This is a genomic window from Bacillus sp. SDLI1, from assembly GCF_001553895.1.
Taxonomy (GTDB): Bacteria; Bacillota; Bacilli; order Bacillales; family Bacillaceae; genus Bacillus; species Bacillus siamensis.
Genome location: NZ_CP013950.1, coordinates 3,461,290 through 3,487,001 on the forward strand (window position 1 = coordinate 3,461,290; position 25,712 = coordinate 3,487,001).

The following is a 25,712-nucleotide window of genomic DNA, read 5'->3' on the forward strand; positions in this document are numbered from 1 at the left end:
GAAAACGTCATGAATGCTTTTTGGGAAAATGAGCTTGTTGAAATCGCGGCTTATTACAGTGTGGCCGTCTTGTGTCTCGTCATTTTTCTGACCGTGTTTGAATTGGTGACATCCTATAAAAACTGGGTGGAAATTCAAAAAGGCAATCTTGCGGTGGCGATGGCGACCGGAGGGAAAATTCTCGGTATCGCGAATGTCTTTCAGCACAGCATCGCCCAGCATAATTCGCTTTTGCAAATGATCGGCTGGGGCGTATACGGATTTATTATGCTTTTAATCAGCTATTTTATCTTTGAATTTCTGACGCCCCGGTTTAAAATTGATAAAGAAATCGAAAAAGATAACAGAGCTGTCGGCTTTATTTCATTTGTCATCTCAGTCGGCCTGTCATTTGTGGTGGCCGCCGGGATTTAAGGGGACGGGGAAAAATGGAGAAGCTTGCGAAAGTGCTGCTGTCGGCAGCGGGAATTTTTCTGTTCATCGGACTTATTTATCTGGTCATGACATCTTAATACGGAAAAAAGGCTGCCGAATTGAGATCGGCAGCCTTTTTTATTGAGAATACCAATTGATGCACATCGTATCAGAGCAAATGACGGCTTCCCAATTCATGGCGCGGATAACAGACAGCATGTTTTGGTCTTCCATGAGAAAGAGTGTTGTGAAAGAATCGTACATACTCATAAAAGCGGCGCGCCGCTTTACATCGGCAATCATCATGTCAGCCTGCAGCAGTCCGCATACATCCGAAGGCGACGTTTGCTTGAGCGAAAATAGGCCTTCCGCTTCGATCGGCTCATAAAAAGTGCAGCGCTCAATGCCTTTTGAACGAAACACGTCCAAGAGTCCCGGTATTAAAAATGGCGAAGTGACATCATCGCTCGGCAAGTACAGATCGGGATGATGAAGCCGTTTTAACAGCTCGGCGGATTCAGGCTGTGCACATTCATCCCGAAGTGCCATGACAGCGGTCATCAGCGCAAGCGCGGTCTCTTTTTCAGAGCGCAGTCCGCAGACGGTCATGGCGGTTTTCCAGGAAACGGGTCTGCCCATCGCAAGGATTTCTTCATCACTCGGATAAATATGCTCAAAAGGCCGCTTGCGCTTTTGCTTTTCCCACCCATCCGGCATTCGGACAAAGGGATGAAGCAAAAAGGCGGCTGAAGTAAACGGCTTCGGCAGCTGGCGCAGGATAGGAACTCCCTCTTCAAAATGCATCGTTTCCAGCAAACTCAACACCTCCTGAACCCGAAAATAACATGAAACGCTTTCCAATTCCAATCAGCCTTCTGCTATAATAATAGCGTATAGGAAAACAGAAGGGAGAGGTTTTATGCAGTCTGAAAAGCCATGGCTTTCTCAATATCCCGAAGAGATTCCGCATGAGCTTGAATTTACCGGTCAAACCCTGCCATCCAATCTGACAAACTCCGCAGCTCAATTCCCGAACCATACCGCCATTTATTTTCTCGGAAAAAAACTCACATTCCAAGACGTTCTCACAGATTCATTAAAGCTAGCCGCTTTTTTACGTAAAACAGGCCTGAAAAAAGGCGACAGAGCCGCCATTATGCTGCCCAATTGTCCGCAGTCGGTCATCGCATTTTACGGCGTATTGTTTGCCGGGGGCATAGTCGTTCAGACCAATCCTCTCTACACGGAACACGAGCTTGAGTATCAGCTGCAAGACAGTTCGCCGCGCGTGATCATCACCCTCGATATGCTGTTTCCGAAGGTGATAAAAATGAAAACGTTGTCAATCGTTGAACGCATTATTACAACCAGTATCAAAGACTTTTTGCCGTTTCCGAAAAATATGCTTTATACACTCACGCAAAAAAAACAGGTGCATATCGATTATGACGGACATGAACAGATTCACAGCTTAGCGGACATTTTAAAAAATGAAAAAGCGGAGAAGGCGGAGGAATTTGATATTGATCCTGAGCATGACATCGCCGTGCTTCAATACACGGGCGGAACAACCGGCTATCCGAAAGGCGTCATGCTCACGCACAAAAACATTCAGGCCAATACAGAAATGGGCGCCGCCTGGATGTACAAAATGAAAAAGGGAGCCGAAAAAGTGCTCGGCATCGTACCTTTTTTTCATGTGTACGGATTAACCGCCGTGCTGAATTTCTCCATCATGCAGGGGTGTGAAATGATTCTGCTTCCTAAATTCAATCCCTTGGATACCTTGAAAACAATCGACAGGCAAAAGCCGACAGTTTTTCCGGGAGCTCCGACGATTTACATTGGGCTTTTGCATCATCCGGAACTGAATCAATATGATTTGTCCTCCATAAAAAGCTGTCCGAGCGGTTCAGCGGCGCTGCCGGTCGAAGTCAAACAGAAATTTGAAAAAGTGACCGGCGGAAAGCTTGTGGAAGGCTACGGATTATCCGAAGCATCACCGGTGACCCATTCAAATTTCATTTGGGGAAAAAATAAGCCCGGCAGCATCGGCTGTCCCTGGCCCAATACCGACGCCGGAATCTATTCAGAAGAAAAAGGCGGGCTTGCGGAGCCGTATGAACACGGCGAGCTGATCGTAAAAGGCCCGCAGGTTATGAAAGGTTATTGGAACAGGCAGGAGGAGACGGCCCGGGTCATCAGAGACGGCTGGCTGTTTACCGGTGACATGGGATATATGGATGAGGAAGGATTTTTCTACATCGCCGACAGGAAAAAAGACATCATCATTGCCGGGGGATACAACATTTACCCTCGTGAGGTGGAAGAGGCGCTGTATGAGCATGAAGCCGTTCAGGAAATCGTCGTAGCGGGCGTGCCTGATTCCTATAGAGGGGAGACGGTGAAAGCATTTATCGTTTTGAAAAAAGGCGCCGAAGCGGATGCCGATGAGCTTGATGCGTTTGCCAGAGAGCGGCTTGCGCCGTACAAAGTCCCGAAGCTGTACGAATTCAGAAAAGAGCTTCCGAAAACGGCCGTCGGAAAGATATTAAGAAGGCGTCTGGTCGAAGAGGAAGATGCTTCCCATGTAAACAAGGTGCCTTAAAAGAAAAACTTGACAAAACCGGGAATCCTTTTTATCATGAAGTTATGAATGAATGGTCATTCATTTATTGAAGGAAGGAACGATGACATTGAACCAAAAACGGCCAAAGTATATGCAGATCATTGATGCAGCAGTAGAAGTCATAGCGGAAAACGGCTATCACCAATCACAGGTGTCCAAAATCGCCAAGCAGGCCGGCGTTGCGGACGGCACCATCTATTTATATTTCAAAAACAAAGAGGATATACTCATTTCTCTTTTTAAAGAAAAGATGGGCCAGTTCATTGAACGCATGGAAGAAGAAGTGAAAGAAAAAACGACGGCAAAAGAAAAACTCGCTCTCGTCATTAAGCAGCACTTCACACTGCTCGGCAATGACCGCCACCTCGCGATTGTGACCCAGCTTGAGCTCAGACAGTCGAATATCAAGCTGCGCCTGAAAATCAATGATATTTTAAAAGGTTATTTAAACATGCTGGACACCATTTTGACCGAAGGAATCGAGTCGGGCGAATGGAAAGACAATCTCGACGTCCGCCTCGCCCGGCAGATGATATTCGGGACGATAGATGAAACAGTGACAACATGGGTGATGAACGATCAGAAATATGATCTTCCGGATTTGTCAGACAAGGTATTGGAACTGTTGGTGTCAGGGATTCATCAAAACTAAAGGGGGTTGACGGATGAACAGTCTTTCAGTGGCGGTTGAACAATCTGTCGCGGTGATCACTATCAATCATCAGCCGGCCAACGCGCTGTCCGGCGCGGTTTTAGCTGAATTATCCGGTCTGTTCGACCGGTGTGAAACAGATGACAGCGTCAGAAGCATCATCATTCGCGGTGAGGGGAAATTTTTTTCGGCGGGCGCCGATATAAAGGAATTTACGTCGCTTGATGATCTTGAGCAATCTTCTGCCATGGCGGATAAAGGCCAGCAGCTGATGGAAAGAATTGAAGGGTTTCCGAAGCCCGTTATCGCGGCGATTCACGGCGCTGCGCTCGGCGGCGGTCTGGAGCTTGCCATGGCCTGCCATATCAGAATCGCCACATTGGATGCAAAGCTCGGCCTGCCCGAGCTGAATCTCGGCATTATTCCGGGCTTTGCCGGGACGCAGCGTCTGCCCCGGTACGTCGGAACGGCGAAAGCGCTTGAGATGATCGGCACTTCAGAACCTGTGACCGGAGAAGAAGCGCTCAGCCTCGGGCTTGTCACAATAGGCGCCGAAAATGAAGAGGAGCTGCTGGAAAAGGCGAAAACGCTAGCGGGCAAGTTTGCGGAAAAAAGCCCGCAGTCGATGGCTTCCCTGCTTGAGCTTCTTTATTCAAACAAAGTCTATTCTTATGACGGCGGCTTAAAGCTCGAAGCAAAGCGCTTTGGGGAAGCATTTGCATCAGAAGACGCAAAAGAAGGCATTCAGGCATTTCTCGAAAAAAGAAAGCCTCAATTCGGTGGGCGAAGATAAAGGGGATAAGAATATGAATCTATTTGTACTGATGAAACGGACGTTTGACACAGAAGAGAAAATCGTCATTGAAGCAGGAAAGATTCAGGAGGACGGAGCCGAGTTTATCATTAATCCGTATGATGAATACGCCATTGAAGAAGCGATTCAGCTGAAAGAAGAGCATGGCGGAACCGTTACCGCCGTAACCGTCGGCGGAGAAGATGCGGAGAAAGAACTCCGCACTGCTCTTGCGATGGGGTGCGACCAGGCGGTGTTAATCAATATTGAGGATGACCTGAGCGATCCCGACCAATACTCCATTTCCACGATCTTATATCACTATTTCAAGGACCGGGAATATGATCTGATTCTCGGCGGAAATGTCGCGATCGACGGCGGTTCCGGCCAAGTGGCGCCAAGACTTGCCGAGCTGCTGAACATTCCTTGCGTCACCACGATTACAAAACTGACAATCAGCGGTGATGAAGCTGTGGCAGAGAAAGACAACGAAGGGGATACCGAGGTCATTAAAACCTCACTTCCTTTAGTCATCACGGCACAGCAAGGCTTAAACGAGCCGCGCTATCCGTCGCTTCCGGGCATTATGAAGGCGAAGAAAAAACCGCTGGAAGAGCTTGAGCTCGATGACCTCGGAATTGATGAGGATGATGCTGCACCGAAGCTCAAAACGATCGAACGTTTTCTGCCGCCGCAAAAAGAAGCGGGCAAACTGATCGAAGGAGAAGCCGCTGAGCAGGCGAAGGAGCTTGTCTCACTGCTGAGAAAAGAAGCCAAAGTCGTATAAACCGATATTAAAGAAACTGGGGGATGTCAGAATGGGAAAAAAAGTGATCGTACTCGGAGAAATTCGTGACGGCGCCTTACGGAACGTCACCTTTGAAGCCATAGCCGCAGGCAAAACCATTTCCGGCGGAGGAGATGTCATCGGCGTGCTGTTGGGAAAAGGCGCGGCTGATGCAGCATCAGAACTCATTCAGTACGGAGCCGACAAGGTATTTACGGCCGATGCACCGGGGCTTTCTCAGTATACGGCGGACGGATACGCCGCGGTTCTCGGAGATCTGATCGAAAATGAAAAGCCCGATGCGGTTATTTTCGGCCATACTTCTATGGGAAAAGATTTGTCACCGAAGCTTGCGGCCCGGTTTGAAACGGGGTTGATTTCAGACAGCACGGATGTAAGCGTTACCGGAGACAACATCGTTTTTACAAGACCGATCTATTCCGGCAAAGCCTTTGAACAGGTGATTTCAACCGATCCTTTCATCTTGGCGACAATCCGTCCGAATAACATTCAGGCATTAGAAAGAGATGCAAGCCGCTCGGGTGATATTGAAGAGCTTGCGGCCCCGCCGGCAGATTTGCGGACGGTCATTGAAGAAGTAGTTAAAAAAACAGCGGACGGCGTGGATTTATCAGAAGCGAAAATCATCGTTGCGGGCGGCCGCGGTGTAAAAAGCAAAGATGGGTTTGAACCGTTAAAAGAACTTGCCGAAGTGCTGGGAGCAGCGGTGGGCGCTTCGCGTGGCGCGTGTGACGCGGACTATTGCGACTATTCTCTTCAAATCGGCCAGACGGGCAAAGTCGTTACACCTGATTTGTATATTGCCTGCGGGATTTCCGGAGCGATTCAGCACTTGGCGGGGATGTCAAACAGTAAAGTGATCGTTGCCATCAACAAAGACCCGGAAGCGGAAATATTCAAAATAGCGGACTACGGAATTGTCGGCGATTTGTTCGAAGTGGTTCCGCTCCTGACCCAGGAATTTAAAAAGGCCAATATTCATTCATAACCAAAACCCTCTGGCTTCATTTGTCAGAGGGTTTTGGTTTGTGATGATTGGTTCGTATAAATTATCTATTATCAAAATAATAGATTGACATGTACGAACCAATATAATAAGCTTTCTGTAAAGCGCTTACATAATTATCCTTTCAGCATATATCCCAGATACATAGATTGGCTGTAGTGCTTTCATTCTTATTAAGAAAGGAATGATCAAGTATGTCTCACAATACGGCAGTCATTCAAACGGATATCACACGGGGAACCATTAACAAAAACATATACGGACATTTCGCGGAACACTTAGGAAGAGGCATATATGAGGGCATCTGGGTCGGAAAAGACTCCGATATCCCGAATACCGGCGGAATCAGGACGGATGTCGCCTCCGCCCTCAAACAGCTCCAGATTCCCGTTCTCAGATGGCCCGGCGGCTGTTTTGCTGATGAATATCATTGGGCAAACGGCGTAGGAGAACGCAAAACCATGCTGAATACCCATTGGGGCGGAACGATTGATTCAAACGAATTCGGCACGCACGAATTTATGATGCTTTGTGAACTGCTCGGCTGCGAACCGTACATCGCCGGAAACGTCGGCAGCGGAACGGTTAAGGGAATGGCTGATTGGATTGAATACATGACGTTTGAAGCGGGCACACCGATGTCCGACTGGAGAAAGGAAAACGGGCGGGAAAAACCGTGGAAGCTCAAATATTTCGGTATAGGAAATGAGAACTGGGGCTGCGGCGGAAACATGCATCCTGAGTATTATGCCGATCTTTACCGGAACTTTCAAACCTATGTCCGCAATTACAGCGGGAATGAAATCTATAAAATTGCCGGCGGTGCGAATGTCGACGATTACCGCTGGACAGAAACATTAATGAAAAAAGCCGCTGATCTCATGGACGGGCTGAGCCTGCATTATTACACAATACCGGGCGACTTTTGGAAGGGAAAAGGATCAGCGACGGAGTTTACGGAAGATGAATGGTTCATCACGATGAAAAAGGCGGCCCATATGAATGAATTGATTACAAGGCACAGCGCCATTATGGATCAATACGATCCGGAAAAAAGAGTCGGTCTGATCATTGATGAATGGGGGACGTGGCTTGACCCTGAGCCTGGCACGAATCCTGGCTTTCTGTATCAGCAAAATACGATCCGCGACGCACTTGTCGCCGCCACGCATTTTCACATTTTTCATCAGCACGCAGACCGTGTGCAGATGGCCAATATCGCGCAAACCGTCAACGTGCTTCAGGCAATGATCCTGACAGAAGGGAAAAATATGCTGCTGACGCCGACATATCATGTATTTGATATGTTTAAGGTTCACCAGGACGCTTCTCTTTTGGCCGCAGAAACAAAAGCGGCCGGATACGAATGGAAAGACGGCAGGCTCCCGCAAGTCAGTATTTCCGCCTCCAAACAGCAAAACGGAGACATCCATATCAGCATGTGCAATATCGATCATCTGCACAAAGCTGACGTGAAGATTGAACTGCGGGGCATGAAAAAGACAGGGAAGCCTTCCGCGACGATTCTGCATGCTGAAAAAATGAATGCCCACAATACATTCAGCAGCCCTGAAAACGTCAAACCGAAGCCGTTTTCCGGGTTTACGCAGAAGGGCGGAAACCTGGAGGCGGAGCTTCCTCCAATGGCGGTTGTATTAATCACGCTGCCGGCGGGTCCATCTTAAGTTTTGAACGCCTGCTGACCGGTTATCATACATTCTATAAATAAGATTATTTTCGGCGTGTTCGGGAGAAAATAATATAAGCATTAAATTAGCATGAACGAATGGGAGATGCTATACTAAAAATCATCATTTGACAATTGGAGGAATAACAAATGGCTATCGTAAAAGCAACTGATCAATCGTTCTCAGCTGAAACAAGTGAAGGTGTCGTATTAGCTGATTTCTGGGCTCCTTGGTGCGGACCTTGTAAAATGATCGCGCCCGTTCTTGAAGAGCTTGATCAAGAAATGGGAGACAAACTGAAAATCGTCAAAATCGACGTGGATGAAAACCAAGAAACTGCCGGTAAATACGGCGTCATGAGCATCCCGACACTTCTTGTGTTAAAAGACGGAGAAGTGGTTGAAACATCTGTCGGCTTCAAACCGAAAGAAGCCCTTGAAGAGCTTGTAAACAAACATCTGTAAGCCGAAAGTTTCCGTTACGGCTGCGGCAGGGCGATTCCTTTAAAAGGGATCGCCTTTTTTGATCTTCCAAAAGCTGAGAATGGAGAAAAACAAATGTTCGTGATACACTGAATGGACACAAGAAATGAATGTAAGGAAGGGTAACGTATGAATAAACAACTGAAAGAAAAGCTGGCCCTCCTTCCCGATCAGCCGGGCTGTTATTTAATGAAAGACCGTCAAAAAACAGTCATCTACGTGGGGAAAGCGAAAGTGCTGAAAAACAGGGTGAGATCCTATTTCACCGGTTCTCACGATGCAAAAACCCAAAGGCTTGTGACGGAGATTGAGGACTTTGAATATATCGTGACTTCCTCCAATCTTGAAGCGCTTATTTTGGAAATGAATCTGATTAAAAAATACGATCCGAAATACAATGTCATGCTGAAAGATGATAAAACCTATCCCTTTATTAAAATCACCCATGAACGCCATCCGCGGCTTATTGTCACCCGCAATGTCAAAAAAGACAAAGGGCGCTATTTCGGCCCGTACCCGAATGTACAGGCGGCGCGGGAAACGAAAAAACTGCTGGACCGCCTTTATCCGCTCAGGAAGTGCTCAAATCTTCCGGACCGCGTCTGTCTCTATTACCATCTCGGACAATGCCTCGCTCCATGTGTAAAGGATATTTCTGAGGAGACAAACCGCGAGCTTGTGGAAGACATCACCCGCTTTTTAAAGGGAGGACATAACGAGGTCAAAAAAGAGCTTGAAGAGAAAATGGCAGAGGCGGCGGAAAAGCTTGAATTTGAACGGGCTAAAGAATTCCGCGATCAGCTTGCTTACATCGAATCGACGATGGAAAAGCAGAAAATGACCATGAATGACCTTCTGGACCGCGATGTGTTCGCTTATGCGTACGATAAAGGCTGGATGTGCGTTCAAGTCTTTTTCATACGCCAAGGAAAGCTGATCGAACGCGATGTCAGCATGTTTCCGATGTACCAGGAAGCGGATGAAGAATTTCTGACCTTCATCGGCCAGTTCTATTCGAAAAACAATCACTTTCTGCCCAAGGAAATTCTGGTGCCTGACAGCGTTGACAGGGACATGATCAGCGAGCTTTTGGAAACCGCCGTGCATCAGCCGAAAAAAGGCCCGAAAAAAGAACTGCTTCTGCTTGCGCACAAAAACGCGAAAATCGCCCTGCGGGAAAAGTTCTCATTAATCGAGCGGGATGAGGAACGGTCAATCGGAGCAGCCGAACGGCTCGGCGAAGCATTGAACATTTACACGCCGCACCGGATTGAAGCGTTTGACAACTCCAATATTCAAGGCACAAACCCTGTATCGGCCATGATTGTCTTTATTGACGGAAAACCGAATAAAAAGGAATACCGCAAATATAAAATCAAAACCGTAACAGGGCCTGACGATTACGGATCAATGAGAGAAGTCGTCAGAAGAAGATATTCGAGGGTGCTCCGCGAAAATCTCCCGCTGCCGGATTTAATCATCATTGACGGCGGAAAAGGGCAGATTAACGCGGCGCGCGACGTGCTTGAGAATGAGCTCGGCCTTGATGTCCCGGTAGCGGGATTGGCGAAAGATGACAAACACCGAACATCCAACCTTCTGATCGGCGACCCGCTTGAACCGGTATTTCTGGAGCGGAACAGCCAGGAATTTTACCTGCTCCAGCGCATTCAGGATGAAGTTCACCGTTTTGCGATCAGCTTTCACAGACAGATCCGGGGAAAAAGCGCCTTTCAATCCGTATTGGATGATATCCCGGGGATCGGCGAAAAACGCAAAAAAATGCTCTTAAAGCATTTCGGTTCTGTCAAAAAGATGAAGGAAGCAAGTCTTGACGATATCAAAAAAGCCGGTGTGCCGGCTGCGGCCGCTCAGCTGCTGTTTGAAAAATTGAAAAAATAGTATTGTGCTTTTCTGAAAAGTCTGCTAGAATGTGAACTAATTTCATAAGATCGTGTTATATGGTGAAGATAGAGGTGCGAACTTCAATAGTATGCCTTTGGAGAATGATGGATTCTGCGAAAAAGGCTGAAAGGGGAGTTCGCCGAAGTGAAACACATCCCATCGGTGTGCTTTGCTGGCTTTGCATTAAATAAATGTAAAGCTGTCAAGAATTCATTTTCTTGGAGGGCTATCTCGTTGTTCATAATCAATCGTAATGATATGAAAAAGCAATGAGAGCTATTCCTCTCATTGCTTTTTTTATTGTGGACACAACGCTCTTTTCTCCTCACCCGCACGAACCAAAATGTAAAGGGTGGTCTAGTATGGGTCTTATCGTACAAAAATTCGGAGGCACTTCCGTCGGCTCTGCCGAAAAAATTCAAAATGCCGCAAATCGCGCCATTGCTGAAAAGAAAAAAGGCCATGACGTCGTAGTCGTCGTTTCGGCAATGGGAAAATCAACCGACGCGCTCGTTAATTTGGCGGCGGAAATGACATCTGAGCCAAGCAGACGCGAGATGGATATGCTTCTGTCTACGGGAGAGCAGGTCACGATTTCGCTTTTGGCCATGGCGCTTCAGGAAAAAGGATATGACGCCGTCTCTTATACGGGCTGGCAGGCGGGTGTCCGCACGGAGGCTGTCCACGGCAATGCGAGAATTACGGATATTGATATCACCGCAATTCAGGCGCAGCTTGCAGAAGGCAGGATTACAGTTGTCGCCGGTTTTCAGGGAGTAACGGAAAACGGCGGCATCACGACGCTCGGACGGGGCGGTTCCGATACGACGGCGGTCGCTCTTGCCGCAGCTTTAAAAGCGGATAAATGCGACATTTACACGGATGTTCCGGGCGTGTTTACGACAGATCCGCGGTACGTCCGGTCAGCGAGAAAACTGGCGGGAATTTCTTACGATGAAATGCTGGAGCTTGCAAATCTCGGAGCGGGTGTTCTGCACCCGCGGGCGGTTGAGTTCGCGAAAAACTACCAAGTGCCTTTGGAAGTGCGGTCAAGCACGGAACATGAAGCTGGAACATTAATTGAGGAGGAATCATCAATGGAGCAGAATTTAATCGTCAGAGGAATTGCATTTGAAGACCAGATTACAAGGGTGTCCGTTACTGGCCTGACAAGCGGGCTGACAACACTTTCAACAATCTTCACTGCGCTGGCGAAACGAAACATCAACGTTGACATCATTATTCAGACACAAGCGGACAATGGGGAAGCAGACATTTCTTTCTCAGTGAAAACGGAAGATTCCGCGCAAACGGTCGCTGTGCTTGAAGAATATAAAAACGCGCTTGACTATGAAAAAATTGAAACTGAAAGAAAGCTGGCGAAAGTATCCATTGTCGGATCAGGCATGGTCTCTAATCCCGGCGTCGCCGCGGACATGTTTGCCGTACTGGCGGAAAAAAATGTACAAGTCAAAATGGTCAGCACATCTGAAATAAAAGTATCAGCGGTTGTCAGTGAAAATGATATGGTGAAAGCCGTCGAAGCGCTTCATGATGCGTTTGAGCTTTCTAAACAGCCGTCTGCCGTATAAACGGGCAGGCAAAAAGGCGGGACTTTTAAGTCACCGCCTTTTTTCAATTATACAGGGTCCTTCATATCCCATTTCACGGTCAGGACGACTTTATCCGCTCTCTTTTTGACCTGTTCATAAGATTCTGCAATTTGATCGTTCATCAATTGAATCTGTTCGGCTATAAAACCGGCTTCAAGCTGAAAACAAGGCTCTTTCTGGTGTTTGAGCCTGCTGGAAACGAGCGGTCCTTCCAGTTCAAATTCCAGCTCTTGCTTTTTTGATCCTGTGTTTGTCAAAGTTCCCCAGCCGGCTTTTTCAAAAAAGGCGGGGATTTCTTCCCATGATTGAAGAGGAAATTTGCGGGCGAGGCGTTTCCCCGCCCAATACATCATGGATGAATGCTCCGGGCCGAGGATATCCGGAAGCACGATTTCCCGGATTAATTCGTAGCCGTATGCGCTGACGCCGAGTTCAGTTAAAGGTTCTAAAGCTGCTTCATAATTATTCTTCATATTATGTATTCCCCTCTCTCCTTCGTTTATTATAGCTTAAACAGGGGGGAGGATTACAGGATGATCCTATAAAACACGTGAAAAAAAGTGAGAAAGGTATTGCAGGAAAATAAAATTTTCACGTCAAATAATCAATTCCGAAAATTATAATTTATGTACACGTTTTCTTGACGCCCTTTTGAGGGAGGAGTAAAATGAAATTGTCAATAAATTTTAATAAAGTGCTTACAATTGAAACGAAGTGGGGGCAGAGATTTTAGCACATTTCGCACTTAAATCAAACAGGGGGTAAAGTAATGTCTGGGAACAGAGAGTTTTATTTTCGAAGATTGCATTCCTTGCTCGGTGTGATTCCGGTCGGCATCTTTTTGATCCAGCATTTAGTCGTCAACCAATTTGCCGCAAGGGGAGCGGATGCGTTTAACAAGGCGGCCGGCTTTATGGACAGTCTGCCGTTCAGGTATGCGTTAGAAATTTTTATTATTTTCTTACCTTTAATTTATCATGCGGTTTACGGTGTGTACATAGCATTTACTGCGAAAAACAACGCTGGCCACTACAGCTATTTCAGAAACTGGATGTTTGTGCTTCAGCGTGTCACCGGTATTCTCACCCTTATTTTCGTCAGCTGGCATGTGTGGCAGACGCGGATTGCCGCACAGATGGGCGCTGAAGTCAACTTCGATATGATGGCGAATATTCTGAGCTCGCCGTTTATGCTCGGATTTTATATTGTAGGCGTTTTATCAGTCATTTTTCACTTTTCAAACGGCTTATGGTCTTTTGCGGTCACATGGGGGATCACGGTCACGCCGCGTTCTCAAAGAATTTCGACTTACGTGACGCTGATTATATTTTTAGCGCTTTCATACGTGGGTCTAAAAGCGATTTTTGCGTTTGTGTAAGAGAACTAGATTACTAGAGGGAGAGGGGCTATCATGAGTCAATCAAGCATTATCGTAGTCGGCGGGGGTCTTGCCGGCCTCATGGCGACAATTAAAGCAGCGGAATCAGGCACGGCCGTTAAATTGTTTTCCATCGTTCCGGTCAAACGCTCTCACTCGGTCTGCGCGCAGGGCGGGATAAACGGAGCTGTCAACACAAAAGGGGAAGGAGACTCTCCGTTTGAGCATTTTGATGACACGGTTTACGGAGGCGACTTTTTAGCAAACCAGCCGCCTGTAAAAGCGATGTGTGAAGCGGCGCCGTCCATTATCCACTTATTGGACCGCATGGGGGTTATGTTTAACAGAACGCCGGAAGGGCTCTTGGACTTCCGCCGTTTCGGGGGTACACAGCATCACAGAACCGCATACGCGGGAGCGACGACAGGTCAGCAGCTTCTTTACGCACTGGACGAGCAGGTGCGCAGATATGAAGTGGCGGGTCTCGTCACAAAATACGAAGGCTGGGAATTCCTCGGCGCCGTTCTTGACGATGAGCGCACGTGCCGCGGTATCGTAGCCCAAAATCTGACCAATATGCAAATCGAGTCATTCCGTTCTGACGCCGTTATTATGGCGACGGGAGGACCCGGAATCGTATTCGGCAAATCAACAAACAGCATGATCAACACGGGATCTGCCGCATCAATCGTTTATCAGCAGGGCGCTTACTACGCTAACGGAGAATTTATTCAAATTCACCCGACTGCCATTCCCGGAGACGATAAACTCCGTCTGATGAGTGAATCGGCGCGCGGCGAGGGCGGAAGAGTCTGGACGTATAAAGACGGAAAACCTTGGTACTTCCTTGAGGAAAAATATCCGGCTTACGGAAACCTTGTGCCGCGGGATATTGCGACACGCGAAATCTTTGACGTGTGCGTGAACCAGAAGCTCGGCATCAATGGAGAAAACATGGTGTATCTCGATCTTTCGCACAAAGATCCGAAAGAGCTTGACGTTAAGCTCGGCGGCATTATCGAAATCTATGAAAAATTCATGGGTGATGACCCGCGCAAGCTTCCGATGAAAATTTTCCCTGCCGTTCACTATTCAATGGGCGGCCTGTGGGTTGATTATGATCAGATGACAAGCATCCGCGGACTGTTCGCGGCGGGTGAATGTGATTATTCAATGCACGGAGGAAACCGTTTAGGGGCAAACTCTTTGCTTTCCGCCATCTACGGAGGAATGGTTGCCGGTCCGAATGCGGTGAAATATGTTTCCGGACTTGAAACATCGGCTGAAGATCTGTCTTCTTCATTATTTGATTCCTATGTGAAAAAAGAAGAAGAAAAATGGGCAGACATCATGAAGATGGACGGCGATGAAAATGCCTACGTGCTTCACCGTGAACTCGGAGAATGGATGACGGCCAACGTAACGGTGGTCCGCCACAATGACAAGCTTTTGAAAACGGATGATAAAATCCAAGAGCTGATGGAACGCTTTAAGAAAATCAATATTAATGATACGACAAAATGGAGCAACCAAGGGGCGATGTTCACCCGCCAGTTCTCCAATATGCTTCAGCTTGCCAGAGTCATCACGCTCGGCGCATACAACCGAAATGAAAGCCGGGGAGCGCACTATAAACCGGATTTCCCTGAAAGAAATGACGATGAGTGGCTCAAAACGACAATGGCTAAACATGCCGGTCCGTTTGAAGCTCCGGAATTTGAATATCAGGATGTCGATGTATCACTGATTGCGCCCCGTAAACGCGACTACTCGAAGAAGAAGGTGGCGAAATAATCATGAGTGAGAAAAAGATACGGTTTATCATTACACGTCAGGATACGCCTGAAAGCGCGCCATACGATGAAGAATTTGAAATCAATTACCGCCCGAATCTGAACGTGATTTCCGCCCTGATGGAAATCCGCAGAAATCCCGTGAATGCAAAAGGGGAGAAAACAACTCCTGTCGCATGGGACATGAACTGTCTTGAGGAAGTGTGCGGCGCCTGCTCCATGGTCATCAACGGCAGACCGCGCCAGTCATGTACGGCGCTGATTGATAAGCTGGAACAGCCGATCCGTCTGAAGCCGATGAAAACATTCCCGGTTGTCCGTGACCTTCAGGTTGACCGCAGCAGAATGTTTGATTCACTGAAAAAAGTGAAAGCATGGGTGCCGATAGACGGGACTTACGACTTGGGACCGGGGCCGAGAATGCCGGAAAAACGCCGCCAGTGGGCATATGAGTTGTCTAAATGCATGACCTGCGGCGTCTGCCTTGAAGCCTGCCCTAATGTCAACAGCAAATCGAAGTTCATGGGGCCTGCCCCGATGTCGCAAGTGCGTCTATTTAATGCCCATCCGACGGGCGCGATGAACAAGTCAGAACGTTTAGAAGCTTTAATGACAGACGGCGGTCTCGGAGATTGCGGGAATTCACAAAACTGTGTTCAATCCTGCCCGAAAGGCATTCCGCTCACGACTTCAATCGCTGCTTTGAACAGAGATACCAACTTACAAGCATTCCGCAATTTCTTCGGAAGCGACAGAGTATAAGATAAAGAAAAAGAGCCTCTTCCGCACGGGAGAGGTTTTTTTATAAGGAGCTGAAGGTGATGAAACAACCGCAATACATTGACATCCCGTTTGAAGAATGGAGACAGTCGTTTTCTTTCTTTACTGAAGTATCGGTTCGCTTTTCAGAAACGGATATGTTCGGCCATATGAATAATGTAACCCCTTTCATCTATTTTGAAGAAGCCCGGATCGCCTACTTTAAGCAGCGCGGCATGGAAGCGCAAAATACGGAAACGATGACAGTCGTCGCAAGCCAGCAGTGTGACTATATGCGTCAGGTGATGCCGTATGAAAATCTGCGGATTTATGTCAAAGCAAGTTCTGTCGGAAATGCGTCCGTCACCCTTCATTACCTTGGAGAAAACGAGTCAGGCCTGCCGTGCTTTACCGGTTCCGTCGTTATGGTACAAGTATCAAAGACAAGCGGCAAAGCGGTCAGCTGGACGGAGCGGGAGAAAGGCATTCTGCTCGCCTGAACGGATAACTATTTCTTTAAGTGACGTCACCTCCGAAGCGGCTTTTACATATGATATCTTGACTATATAAACCCATTCGTTTCAGATTCGCTCTCACCTTAGCAAGGAGGGTTACAATACTTGAAGGAGAAAGATTTTCAATCAAAGCCGCTGCTGACCAAAAGAGAAAGAGAAGTATTCGAATTGCTCGTTCAAGACAAGACAACAAAAGAAATTGCAAGCGAGCTATTTATCAGTGAAAAAACTGTACGGAATCACATTTCAAATGCCATGCAGAAGTTAGGTGTGAAAGGGCGTTCGCAAGCTGTTGTCGAGCTTCTTAGAATGGGTGAGCTAGAGCTCTGATTCTTGCCGGTTTTCCTTCTTTACGAGAAGGAGCCGGTTATTTGTGTTGGCGCCCGGGGTGATAGGCATGCGATGAAAATCCCGGCTTTTCCTTTTTCTCCGTCAGTCTTGCATTTTCTTAAAAAAAGAAGGAAAATAGACACGGAGCGTGAATAGCCCAGAAAGATCCTTGAGTGAGGGATGGACAAATGACATCAAAATCTGTAGAGCATGTTGCGGATATCGAAAAATCACTCCGCCATATCGCTGCGATCATTAAACAAAAAGGACGAGAAATCCTTAACCAATATGCAATTACACCGCCGCAATTCGTAGGCCTTCAATGGCTTTATGAATTGGGGGATATGACAATAGGCGAATTATCAGGCAAAATGTATTTGGCTTGCAGCACGACGACGGATCTGATAGACCGCATGGAAAAAAATAAGCTTGTCGAACGGGTGAAAGACCCTGCTGACAGACGGGTCGTCAGAATTCATCTTCTCGCTGAAGGAGAGCGCATTATTCAGGAAGTGATTTTAAAAAGGCAGGCATATTTGCGGGATATGTTTGAGACATTTTCCGAAGAAGAAACAGCCGTCTTCGAAAAATCATTATTGAAACTGCAGCATGAAATGAAAAGAAAATGAGGCGATTTTGTTGGAACAGCCGATAGGAGTCATTGATTCCGGGGTTGGCGGGTTAACCGTTGCTAAGGAAATCATGAGACAGCTACCGAAGGAAAATATCATCTATGTGGGAGATACAAAACGCTGCCCGTACGGCCCGCGTCCTGAAGAAGAAGTTCTTCAATACACGTGGGAAATGACCGATTACCTGCTGGAAAACCACCATATCAAAATGCTCGTGATCGCTTGTAACACGGCCACGGCCATTGCCTTGGAGGATATTCAGCGCAAAACGGATATTCCGGTTGTCGGCGTCATTCAGCCGGGTGCGAGAACGGCGATAAAGGTGACGAAAAACCAGCATATCGGCGTCATCGGCACGATAAATACCATTAAAAGCAGAGCGTATGAGCAGGCGCTGCTCGGTTTAAATGCAGACCTTCAAGTCGAGAACACGGCTTGTCCGCTGCTGGTGCCGTTTGTGGAAAGCGGACGGTTTCTGCAGGAATCGGCGGAGGAAGCAGTCGAAGCATCACTTGAGCCTTTAAAAGGTACAGCAATTGATACCCTGATTCTAGGATGCACGCATTATCCGATTTTGAAAGAACCGATTCAGGACTATATGGGAGATCATGTGAAAATCATTTCCTCCGGTGACGAGACAGCGAGAGAAGTGAGTACCATCTTGTCTTATAAAGGTTTGTTAAACCAATCGAATCATGCACCGGAGTATCAGTTTCTTACAACGGGAGAACGGAACGGCTTCGCAAAAATTGCCGAAGACTGGTTCGGCCATGAAATCGGCCATGTCGAGAGCATCTCCCTTCAAGAGCCGATCAGAAAATAAATCAAAAAACCCGCTGTTTACGGCGGGTTTTTTTGCGCATCCCGGTCTATTTCCCGGACAGGGCTCGTATACATCATAGTACAAACAGCCTTAGGAGGGAAAAGTATGCTGAAAAAAGGACCTGCAGTCATTGCTGCAACATGTCTTACTTCGGCTTTTGTATTATCAGGATGCGGTTTGTTTCAATCCGATAAAACAGCCGGGGAAATTGACCCGCCTCAAGATATTTCATATGTAAAGGGTGAAGCGGGGATACAGGCAAAATCAAAGCAATCAGAAAAAAACGGCACGTCTAAAGCCGACCAGCCGGCCAATACAGTCATGAGAGAGCTGTATCTGATTGATAAAAACGGCTATGTCGCAGCACAGACACTGCCTCTTCCGAACAGTGAGGGAACCGCAAAGCAGGCCCTTGAGTATTTGGTTCAGGGGGGGCCTGTCTCAGAAATCCTGCCGAACGGATTCAGAGCGGTGCTTCCTGTTGATACGACGGTAAATGTTGACATTAAAAAAGATGGTACCGCCGTCGCTGATTTTTCGAAGGAATTTAAAAACTATAAAAAAGAAGACGAACAAAAAATCCTGCAATCGATTACATGGACGCTTACCCAATTCAGCTCCATAGATAAAGTCAAAATCAGAATGAACGGGCATGAACTGAAAGAAATGCCTGTAGGCGGCACGCCGATTACGGGCGACTTAAGCAGAAAAGACGGAATTAATATTGAAACCGCCGGAGTGAATGATCTGACAGACACCCATCCGCTGACTGTATACTATCTGGCGGAAACAGAGACGAGCGAATATTACGTGCCTGTCACAAAGCGGATTGACAATTCGGAAACAAATGACATCACCGCTGCCGTTGAACAGCTCGCCGACGGGCCGGGCAAAGCAAGCGGGCTTTTGACGGACTTTAATAACGATGTTAAGCTGCTCAGCAAACCGGAAGTAAAAGACGGCCGGGTTACACTTGACTTTAACAGCTCTATTTACGGAAGCGCCGATGAAAAAACAAAAATGGTATCATCGGGCGTGCTGGACAGCATCGTTCTCACATTAACAGAACAGCCGTCGATAAAAAGTGTTTCTATAAAAGTAAACGGAAAATCAGAACTGGTGAATGAAAAGGGTGAATCCCTTTCAAAACCCGTTTCGAGACCGTCACAAGTGAATACGGGTAGTTTTTAATTTGTGATTTTTGATATACTAGTAAAAAAGAGGTTAGCGTTCCGGGCTGCCTCTTTCTTTATTCACAATCCGGAACAAAAGGTTTATGTACATATAATCGGAGGTAAAATATGAGACACGACGGAAGACAGCACGATGAGCTGCGCCCTATCACATTTGATTTGGATTTTATCACTCACCCGGAGGGCTCTGTTTTAATTACAGCGGGAAATACAAAGGTTATCTGTAATGCATCTGTGGAAGACCGGGTGCCGCCATTTTTGCGCGGCGGAGGAAAAGGCTGGATCACAGCGGAATACAGCATGCTTCCCCGCGCCACGAATCAAAGAACGATAAGAGAATCTTCAAAAGGAAAGGTCTCCGGCAGAACGATGGAAATCCAGCGTCTGATCGGGCGTGCGCTTCGGGCCGTCGTTGATTTGGAAAAGCTCGGCGAACGGACGATCTGGATCGACTGTGACGTCATTCAGGCGGACGGCGGAACAAGAACGGCTTCCATTACCGGCGCCTTCTTGGCAATGGCCATTGCGGCCGGAAAACTCGTAAAAAGCGGCGTTATCAAAACTTCTCCCGTGACAGATTATCTTGCGGCCATTTCTGTCGGGATGGATAAAGAAGAAGGTCTGCTTTTGGATCTGAATTATGAAGAGGATTCAACGGCTGAAGTCGACATGAATATCATCATGACGGGAAGCGGACGTTTTGTAGAGCTTCAAGGGACGGGCGAAGAAGCTACATTCTCCCGTGAAGATTTAAACGGACTGTTAAGCCTTGCCGAAAAAGGAATCCAGACGCTTATTCAAAAGCAAAAAGAAGTGCTGGGAGAAACATTGCCTGAACTGAAATAAAGAAAGAGAGGCCTGATCAGCGTGAAAGAAGCTATTATTGCGACACACAATCCGGGAAAAGTAAAAGAATTTAAGGAAATACTCGAACCGAAAGGCTACAGCGTCTCTTCTTTGGCGGAAATCGGATTTACGGAAGAAATTGAGGAAACCGGACACACCTTTGAAGAAAACGCCATCTTAAAAGCGGAAGCCGTGGCAAAAGCCGTCAACAAAATGGTCATTGCAGACGACTCCGGTTTATCAGTGGACAACCTTGGAGGCAGACCGGGCGTTTATTCAGCCCGTTATGCCGGCGAAGCAAAAGATGATAAGGCGAATATGGACAAGGTGCTGTCAGAATTAAAAGGCATCGAAAAAGAGCAGCGTACGGCCCGTTTCCGCTGCGCCCTTGCCGTCAGCATGCCGGGGCAGGAAACAAAAACGGTTGAAGGTCATGTTGAAGGATATATAGCAGAAGAACCCGAAGGAGATAACGGGTTCGGCTATGATCCCATTTTTATTGTAAAGGATAAAGATAAAACAATGGCTCAGCTGACAAGCGCTGAGAAAAACAAAATCAGCCACAGGGCGGAAGCGCTCAAGAAACTGTCAAAGCTGCTTGACGCGTAAGGGGGAGCGTAATGCAATGAAAGTGCTGATAATAAGTGACAGTCACGGCCTCGAAGACGAATTGGAGACGATCTCGAAGCGGCACGAAGCCGAAGCGGATCTGATGATTCATTGCGGTGATTCAGAGCTTGATGCCGCACACCCGGCGCTTGTGCCGTATCACACGGTGAAAGGCAATTGCGACTTTGGCGGCGGGTTTCAGGAGGAGCTCCTGCTGGACGCCGGTTCAAAGAAAATCCTGGCCGTACACGGACATCTTCACGGCATTAAACAGTCACTTTTAACTGTTTTTTACCGGGCGGAAGAGCTTGGAGCGGATATCGTCTGCTTCGGCCACTCGCATATTGCCGGGAGTGAAGTGCTTCGGGGCAAGCTTTTGATTAACCCTGGCAGCATTCGCCTTCCGAGAGTCCGCAATGTGAAGAGCTATGCCATTCTTACTCTTACAGAAAGTGAAGGCACTGTGACGTTTTACGACGAAACGGGTCAGGAATTGAAGGACTTGCGGAATACAATCAGCTTTTAACATTTGATGGGGAAGATTTCTTTCTTCCCCATCAAAAGTTTCTAAAAAAATATTGACTTATGACATGAACCTGTATATAATAAATCTTGTCGCTGATACATAAAGCAAAACCTGTCCCAGTAGCTCAGCTGGATAGAGCAACGGCCTTCTAAGCCGTCGGTCGGGAGTTCGAATCTCTCCTGGGACGTACAGAAAAAGAGCTGGTGACATCAGAGTGAAAACTGATGACGCTGGCCTTTTTTATCTGATGACCATATTGTCAATTCGCTGACATCATGGTAAAATGATCAGCAGAACGATTTGATTTTCATGTCCCAGTAGCTCAGCCGGATAGAGCAACGGCCTTCTAAGCCGTCGGTCGGGAGTTCGAATCTCTCCTGGGACGTATAATAAAACCGGCTGAAAAAGCCGTCAAATCAGCCTCCTATATTGTTTAGTGAAACGGTTACTATAACAGTCACGTAAGAAATTACACCTGTTATTGGCTTATATCACTTTCGATATAGGAGGTTTTTTGTTGTGACCAAAAGAAAATGAAAATGAAGCTGCTATGTGTTAAATCGCAAGGTAAATATCATGAAAAAGGCTGAGAAACGTCACAAGCAAAGGCTTCAGGAATACAAGAAACAGAAGATTGGATTTGCCACTGAGGAGAGGAAGTATTTATTAGACTCTTCTACTTGCAACAAGAACTTTAAGATATCTTTGCTGGCTATGACTTGGGAGTTAAGAGGTTACATTTGCAGAATCTATATATGGAGCGGATGCGGCAATTATTCAATAAAAGGCACAAACTTTGTAGGAGTCTCTTAATTGAGGCTCTTCTTTTTATCGATCAAATCTGATGTCGTAGCCTCGATATTTAAACAATAACTAATAAAACCCGTCTTTTATTCACTTGGTTAAAGAATGAACCTAAACTAAGGAGCAGAGTAGAAAAAAAGCGATACATATTATTCCTAATTTTTGCATGATTATAGTATAATAGACACAAACAACCTTTTAGGAAAACCGGTGATAACAATGAGTGGCAACTTTTCATTTTTTCAAGGGAAATGGGATGTACTTGCTAATTTGGGAGAGACAGCTGAGAGAAATGTATATCATGACCCCCATACAACAGTAATGAAACTGCGATTGTTCGCTGAAACACTAACTAAATTTATTCTTGCCGCTGAAAATATTAAAGAGGCATATGGTACAATACAAGTGGATCGCATTAACACTTTGCGTCGGGAAAGGTTACTTGAGCCTGAATTAATTGATATATTAGAGGCTCTTCGTCGCAAAGGGAATGTAGCGATGCATGAAGCGGATTATGGAAAAGTAGAAGAAGCAAAGGCTTTGTTGCAATTAGCGTTCCGCTTGTCCATTTGGTTCATGGAGGTATATAGTGATTGGGATTTTCAAGCACCAGAGTATGTAGAACCTCAAGAACAAGTAGAACAGAGTACAGAAACACTTCAGCGAGAATATGAGGAGAAAGTCAAAAAGCTTGAAGAAGAATTAGAGGCAATTCGTCGACAGGCGGAAGTGGAACAAGAAGAGGTAAAAATCGAGCGTAAAAAGATATCCAAAAACTTTATGTGTCGACAGCAATTAACTGAAGCTGAAACACGTACGATTATTGATGGAAAACTACGTGCTGTTGGGTGGGAAGTAGACACAACTGTACTCAATCATCAAAAGAACGGAACGCTGCCAGAGAAAAATCGAAACATGGCAATTGCTGAATGGAAGGTCAATGGCGGCAGGGTTGACTATGCGTTGTTTATTGGCTTAAAGCTTGTTGGCTTTATTGAAGCTAAGGCAAAAAAGAAAACGATTCCTGGCGCATTAGAAAGTCAAACAAAAGTGTATGCAAAAAATGTGGCACAAGTCGAAGATGAAGTCATCACACCTACAACAGGTGAATATAAAGTGCCGTTTTTATACGCAACGAACGGCCGACCATACTTGAGACAACTTCAAGAAGAGTCGGGCATCTGGTTTTGGGATTCACGCAAACCGTTAGAACATGCTCGCCCATTAGAAGGCTGGCATTCACCTGATGACTTGCAGCTGCTTCTTAGTCAAGATGATAAGGATGCAAATAAACGGTTAGAAGAAGAGGATATTACGAAGTTTGGTTTGCGTCATTATCAGCAAAGAGCGGTACTTTCCGCTGAAGAGGGATTAAAAGAAGGGCAACGAAGAATGCTTATTGCGATGGCAACGGGAACTGGGAAAACTCGTACAGCTATCGCCCTCATGTATCGCTTAATTAAGTCCAAAAAATGTCGTCGTATTCTTTTCCTTGTAGACCGTAATTCGTTAGGAAAACAGACAGAGGATGCACTTAAGGATACAAAAATTGAAGGCTACTCATTTGCTGATATATACGATGTAAAGTCTTTAGAAGACATGTCTCCAGAAGTTGAAACGAAGGTGCAAATTGCGACGGTGCAGGGTATGGTCAGAAGACTTTTCTATAGCGATAACGAAAAGCTTCCAAGTGTTGGGCAGTATGATTTCATCATTGTAGATGAAGCACATCGTGGTTATACAAGTGACAAAGAAATGTCAGAGGAAGAATTGGAATTCCGTGACCAAAATGATTATATTAGCCAATATCGACGTGTAATTGATTATTTTGATGCGGCATGTTTAGGACTTACTGCAACACCAGCTCTTCATACAACAGAGATTTTTGGTATGCCTATTTTTAAGTATTCTTATAGTGAAGCAGTTCTGGATGGCTACTTAGTTGACCATGAACCACCATATCTGTTTAAGACAGAACTTTCACAAGTCGGCATTACTCTTGAAAAAGACGAAGAAGTTGAAGTGTATGATGTTGATAAAGGCGAGATTCAACTAGAAAAAATGGAAGATACCATTCATTTTGAGGTTGAGCAGTTTAATAAACGGGTAATTACTGAACCTTTTAATCGGGCGGTTCTAAACAAACTGGTTGAATACATTGATCCGACAGGAAAAGAGAAAACTCTTATCTTTGCAGCCACTGACCAACACGCAGATTTAGTTGTTCGGTTATTAAAGGAAGCCTTTAAAGAACGTGGCGATGAAATTGAAGATGATGCTATTATGAAAATTACTGGCTATATCTATAAGCCATTAGATGCCATTAAAAGGTTTAAGAACGAGCGGCTGCCAAATGTCGTTGTAACGGTTGATTTACTCACCACAGGCATTGACGTTCCTCCAATAACAAATCTAGTATTCTTACGGCGTATACAGTCTCGTATTCTTTATGACCAAATGCTTGGACGTGCAACCCGTCTTTGTCCCGACATTGGAAAAACACATTTTAACATTTACGATGCAGTGGGCATCTACGATAAATTGCAAAGCTATACAGAGATGAAACCTGTTGTAAAGAAACAAAATTACAGTATCGGTGAACTATATGAATCACTTGCCAATGCTACTGTAGAAGATGAAGCTTCGTTTTATCGTGACCAATTGGCAGCAAAAATTCAGCGTCGCAAGCAAAGGCTGAATGAAGAAGGAAAACAAAAGTTTGAAGAATTGTCGAATGGAAAAAATGTGGATGAGTGGGCGAAAGAAATTCAAACGTATACGCCACAAGAAGCAAAACAGCACAACATGTTATTTGAATATATGGAAGCCTATCGGGTAAAAGGCGAGAAACGATATATCTCCAACAAAGAGGATGAAGTAACAGATGTGGTTCGGGGATACGGTGAAGGAAACAAGAGACCAGAAGATTATTTAGAAGGTTTCGTTCGTTTTATCCAAGAAAATATTAATGAAATTCCCGCTCTTCATCTTATTTGCACACGACCGAAAGATTTAACAAGGCAGAATTTACGAGAACTTATTACCATTCTAGAAACGAAAGGCTTTAAGCAATCTCATTTGCAGACAGCTTGGAAGCAGACAAAAAATGAAGACATTGCAGCAGACATTATTAGCTTTATTCGCCAAGCTGCATTAGGTGAAGCACTAGTTGCCCATGAAGCACGTATTAAACAGGCGATGCAAAAAGTGTATTCACTGCATGATTGGACTCCAAGGCAGAAGAAGTGGTTAGAGAGAATTGAAAAACAGTTACTTAAAGTGCCTGTATTAGCACCAACTGCAGAAGAGGCATTCTCGGAAGAACCATTTAAAACTCCGGGCGGCTATAAATTGCTGAAGCGGGAGTTCGGTGACTATATTGATGCGGTTGTTACCACTATAAATGAGAACCTTTATATTAGTTAACAATGTGCCTCTTCATAGGGGCACTTTTTAAGTTATAATAGATAAGTTACTTTACCTTTGATTTTCACATTAATGACGTTTGAATGAG

Annotated in this window: 24 protein-coding genes, 2 tRNA genes and 1 riboswitch; of the genes, 24 read left to right on the forward strand and 2 right to left on the reverse strand. The window is 46.0% G+C overall.

Translation table 11 applies throughout. The features are described 5' to 3' along the window. Nucleotides 1-9: 9 nt before the first annotated feature. Nucleotides 10-414 (forward strand): DUF350 domain-containing protein, encoded by a 405-nt coding sequence (locus AUL54_RS16945; protein WP_003152541.1) that lies wholly within the window; start codon nt 10-12, stop codon nt 412-414. Between the two features lie 138 nt (nt 415-552). Here AUL54_RS16945 and AUL54_RS16950 read toward each other — a convergent pair whose 3' ends face one another. Beyond that, nucleotides 553-1,230 (reverse strand): DUF2711 family protein, encoded by a 678-nt coding sequence (locus AUL54_RS16950; RefSeq protein WP_060964607.1) that lies wholly within the window; start codon nt 1,228-1,230, stop codon nt 553-555. A gap of 103 nt (nt 1,231-1,333) precedes the next feature. Here AUL54_RS16950 and AUL54_RS16955 point away from each other — a divergent pair, with 103 nt between their 5' ends. From AUL54_RS16955 to AUL54_RS16995, 9 genes are all read left to right on the forward strand, one after another. Further along, on the forward strand, nt 1,334-3,022 hold the full coding sequence (locus AUL54_RS16955; RefSeq protein WP_060964608.1) for an AMP-binding protein: 1,689 nt from the start codon (nt 1,334-1,336) through the stop codon (nt 3,020-3,022). 88 nt (nt 3,023-3,110) lie between these two features. After that, complete coding sequence (locus AUL54_RS16960; RefSeq protein ID WP_014470798.1) at nt 3,111-3,695, forward strand: fatty acid metabolism transcriptional regulator FadR; 585 nt, start codon at nt 3,111-3,113, stop codon at nt 3,693-3,695. A gap of 13 nt (nt 3,696-3,708) precedes the next feature. Further along, nucleotides 3,709-4,488 carry an enoyl-CoA hydratase gene (locus tag AUL54_RS16965; protein WP_016938656.1) on the forward strand — a complete coding sequence of 260 codons (780 nt, stop codon included), beginning with the start codon at nt 3,709-3,711 and terminating at the stop codon, nt 4,486-4,488. Nucleotides 4,489-4,501: 13 nt separating this feature from the next. Then, on the forward strand, nt 4,502-5,275 hold the full coding sequence (locus tag AUL54_RS16970) for an electron transfer flavoprotein subunit beta/FixA family protein (RefSeq protein WP_060964609.1): 774 nt from the start codon (nt 4,502-4,504) through the stop codon (nt 5,273-5,275). Nucleotides 5,276-5,306: 31 nt separating this feature from the next. Further along, a complete protein-coding gene (locus AUL54_RS16975) occupies nt 5,307-6,284 on the forward strand; it encodes an electron transfer flavoprotein subunit alpha/FixB family protein (protein ID WP_060964610.1) in 978 nt (325 codons plus the stop codon). 212 nt (nt 6,285-6,496) lie between these two features. Then, entirely contained in the window at nt 6,497-7,987 is a 1,491-nt protein-coding gene (locus tag AUL54_RS16980; protein ID WP_060964611.1) for an alpha-N-arabinofuranosidase, read from the forward strand. A 152-nt stretch (nt 7,988-8,139) separates the two neighbouring features. Continuing rightward, nucleotides 8,140-8,454: a thioredoxin gene (gene trxA / locus AUL54_RS16985; RefSeq protein WP_003152560.1), complete on the forward strand. Its 315-nt coding sequence runs from the start codon at nt 8,140-8,142 to the stop codon at nt 8,452-8,454. 147 nt (nt 8,455-8,601) lie between these two features. Then, nucleotides 8,602-10,374, forward strand: coding sequence for an excinuclease ABC subunit UvrC (gene uvrC / locus AUL54_RS16990; protein ID WP_016938660.1), 1,773 nt, complete (start codon nt 8,602-8,604; stop codon nt 10,372-10,374). Nucleotides 10,375-10,435: 61 nt separating this feature from the next. Then, a riboswitch (Lysine riboswitch) is annotated at nt 10,436-10,614 on the forward strand. Nucleotides 10,615-10,739: 125 nt separating this feature from the next. Continuing rightward, on the forward strand, nt 10,740-11,969 hold the full coding sequence (locus AUL54_RS16995; protein WP_060964612.1) for an aspartate kinase: 1,230 nt from the start codon (nt 10,740-10,742) through the stop codon (nt 11,967-11,969). A 47-nt stretch (nt 11,970-12,016) separates the two neighbouring features. On the opposite strand, the gene AUL54_RS17000 is transcribed toward AUL54_RS16995, so the two are convergent. Further along, complete coding sequence (locus tag AUL54_RS17000) at nt 12,017-12,463, reverse strand: YslB family protein (protein WP_016938662.1); 447 nt, start codon at nt 12,461-12,463, stop codon at nt 12,017-12,019. A gap of 296 nt (nt 12,464-12,759) precedes the next feature. Between AUL54_RS17000 and sdhC the strand changes: the two genes are divergently transcribed. From sdhC to hsdR, 14 genes are all read left to right on the forward strand, one after another. Continuing rightward, the gene (sdhC, locus tag AUL54_RS17005; RefSeq protein ID WP_003152571.1) at nt 12,760-13,368 is read left to right on the forward strand and encodes a succinate dehydrogenase cytochrome B558; all 609 of its coding nucleotides are present in this window, start codon (nt 12,760-12,762) and stop codon (nt 13,366-13,368) included. A gap of 33 nt (nt 13,369-13,401) precedes the next feature. Next, a complete protein-coding gene (gene sdhA / locus AUL54_RS17010; protein ID WP_003152573.1) occupies nt 13,402-15,162 on the forward strand; it encodes a succinate dehydrogenase flavoprotein subunit in 1,761 nt (586 codons plus the stop codon). Nucleotides 15,163-15,164: 2 nt separating this feature from the next. After that, complete coding sequence (gene sdhB, locus AUL54_RS17015) at nt 15,165-15,923, forward strand: succinate dehydrogenase iron-sulfur subunit (protein ID WP_045925255.1); 759 nt, start codon at nt 15,165-15,167, stop codon at nt 15,921-15,923. Nucleotides 15,924-15,982: 59 nt separating this feature from the next. Continuing rightward, nucleotides 15,983-16,420, forward strand: a complete 438-nt coding sequence (locus AUL54_RS17020; RefSeq protein WP_060964613.1) for an acyl-CoA thioesterase — start codon at nt 15,983-15,985, stop codon at nt 16,418-16,420. 120 nt (nt 16,421-16,540) lie between these two features. Then, on the forward strand, nt 16,541-16,765 hold the full coding sequence (gene gerE, locus AUL54_RS17025; RefSeq protein WP_003152579.1) for a spore germination transcription factor GerE: 225 nt from the start codon (nt 16,541-16,543) through the stop codon (nt 16,763-16,765). Between the two features lie 188 nt (nt 16,766-16,953). Continuing rightward, complete coding sequence (locus AUL54_RS17030; protein ID WP_016938743.1) at nt 16,954-17,394, forward strand: MarR family winged helix-turn-helix transcriptional regulator; 441 nt, start codon at nt 16,954-16,956, stop codon at nt 17,392-17,394. 7 nt (nt 17,395-17,401) lie between these two features. Then, nucleotides 17,402-18,220 (forward strand): glutamate racemase, encoded by an 819-nt coding sequence (gene racE, locus AUL54_RS17035; protein ID WP_101605407.1) that lies wholly within the window; start codon nt 17,402-17,404, stop codon nt 18,218-18,220. Between the two features lie 105 nt (nt 18,221-18,325). Next, nucleotides 18,326-19,411: a GerMN domain-containing protein gene (locus AUL54_RS17040; RefSeq protein WP_045925258.1), complete on the forward strand. Its 1,086-nt coding sequence runs from the start codon at nt 18,326-18,328 to the stop codon at nt 19,409-19,411. 110 nt (nt 19,412-19,521) lie between these two features. After that, a complete protein-coding gene (gene rph / locus AUL54_RS17045) occupies nt 19,522-20,259 on the forward strand; it encodes a ribonuclease PH (protein ID WP_016938746.1) in 738 nt (245 codons plus the stop codon). 12 nt (nt 20,260-20,271) lie between these two features. Next, nucleotides 20,272-20,868: an XTP/dITP diphosphatase gene (locus AUL54_RS17050; protein WP_088030569.1), complete on the forward strand. Its 597-nt coding sequence runs from the start codon at nt 20,272-20,274 to the stop codon at nt 20,866-20,868. Nucleotides 20,869-20,884: 16 nt separating this feature from the next. Beyond that, entirely contained in the window at nt 20,885-21,394 is a 510-nt protein-coding gene (locus AUL54_RS17055; protein WP_060964615.1) for a YfcE family phosphodiesterase, read from the forward strand. A gap of 113 nt (nt 21,395-21,507) precedes the next feature. Beyond that, nucleotides 21,508-21,581 (forward strand) — tRNA-Arg (locus AUL54_RS17060). A gap of 124 nt (nt 21,582-21,705) precedes the next feature. Next, nucleotides 21,706-21,779, forward strand: a tRNA-Arg gene (locus tag AUL54_RS17065). A gap of 638 nt (nt 21,780-22,417) precedes the next feature. Further along, nucleotides 22,418-25,624, forward strand: coding sequence for a type I restriction-modification system endonuclease (gene hsdR / locus AUL54_RS17075; protein ID WP_060964617.1), 3,207 nt, complete (start codon nt 22,418-22,420; stop codon nt 25,622-25,624). Nucleotides 25,625-25,712: the final 88 nt, after the last annotated feature.

Excerpts from the sequence above, each read along its gene's own strand:
- AUL54_RS16945 (WP_003152541.1), top strand. The coding sequence starts at position 10 with ATGAATGCTTTTTGGGAAAATGAGCTTGTTGAAATCGCGGCTTATTAC.
- trxA (WP_003152560.1), top strand. The coding sequence starts at position 8,140 with ATGGCTATCGTAAAAGCAACTGATCAATCGTTCTCAGCTGAAACAAGT.
- AUL54_RS17020 (WP_060964613.1), top strand. The coding sequence starts at position 15,983 with ATGAAACAACCGCAATACATTGACATCCCGTTTGAAGAATGGAGACAG.
- AUL54_RS16955 (WP_060964608.1), top strand. The coding sequence starts at position 1,334 with ATGCAGTCTGAAAAGCCATGGCTTTCTCAATATCCCGAAGAGATTCCG.
- AUL54_RS16970 (WP_060964609.1), top strand. The coding sequence starts at position 4,502 with ATGAATCTATTTGTACTGATGAAACGGACGTTTGACACAGAAGAGAAA.
- AUL54_RS17055 (WP_060964615.1), top strand. The coding sequence starts at position 20,885 with ATGAAAGTGCTGATAATAAGTGACAGTCACGGCCTCGAAGACGAATTG.
- sdhA (WP_003152573.1), top strand. The coding sequence starts at position 13,402 with ATGAGTCAATCAAGCATTATCGTAGTCGGCGGGGGTCTTGCCGGCCTC.
- AUL54_RS16980 (WP_060964611.1), top strand. The coding sequence starts at position 6,497 with ATGTCTCACAATACGGCAGTCATTCAAACGGATATCACACGGGGAACC.
- AUL54_RS16965 (WP_016938656.1), top strand. The coding sequence starts at position 3,709 with ATGAACAGTCTTTCAGTGGCGGTTGAACAATCTGTCGCGGTGATCACT.
- sdhB (WP_045925255.1), top strand. The coding sequence starts at position 15,165 with ATGAGTGAGAAAAAGATACGGTTTATCATTACACGTCAGGATACGCCT.
- hsdR (WP_060964617.1), top strand. The coding sequence starts at position 22,418 with ATGAGTGGCAACTTTTCATTTTTTCAAGGGAAATGGGATGTACTTGCT.
- rph (WP_016938746.1), top strand. The coding sequence starts at position 19,522 with ATGAGACACGACGGAAGACAGCACGATGAGCTGCGCCCTATCACATTT.
- uvrC (WP_016938660.1), top strand. The coding sequence starts at position 8,602 with ATGAATAAACAACTGAAAGAAAAGCTGGCCCTCCTTCCCGATCAGCCG.
- AUL54_RS17040 (WP_045925258.1), top strand. The coding sequence starts at position 18,326 with ATGCTGAAAAAAGGACCTGCAGTCATTGCTGCAACATGTCTTACTTCG.
- AUL54_RS16975 (WP_060964610.1), top strand. The coding sequence starts at position 5,307 with ATGGGAAAAAAAGTGATCGTACTCGGAGAAATTCGTGACGGCGCCTTA.
- AUL54_RS16995 (WP_060964612.1), top strand. The coding sequence starts at position 10,740 with ATGGGTCTTATCGTACAAAAATTCGGAGGCACTTCCGTCGGCTCTGCC.
- AUL54_RS17030 (WP_016938743.1), top strand. The coding sequence starts at position 16,954 with ATGACATCAAAATCTGTAGAGCATGTTGCGGATATCGAAAAATCACTC.
- sdhC (WP_003152571.1), top strand. The coding sequence starts at position 12,760 with ATGTCTGGGAACAGAGAGTTTTATTTTCGAAGATTGCATTCCTTGCTC.
- AUL54_RS17000 (WP_016938662.1), bottom strand. The coding sequence starts at position 12,463 with ATGAAGAATAATTATGAAGCAGCTTTAGAACCTTTAACTGAACTCGGC.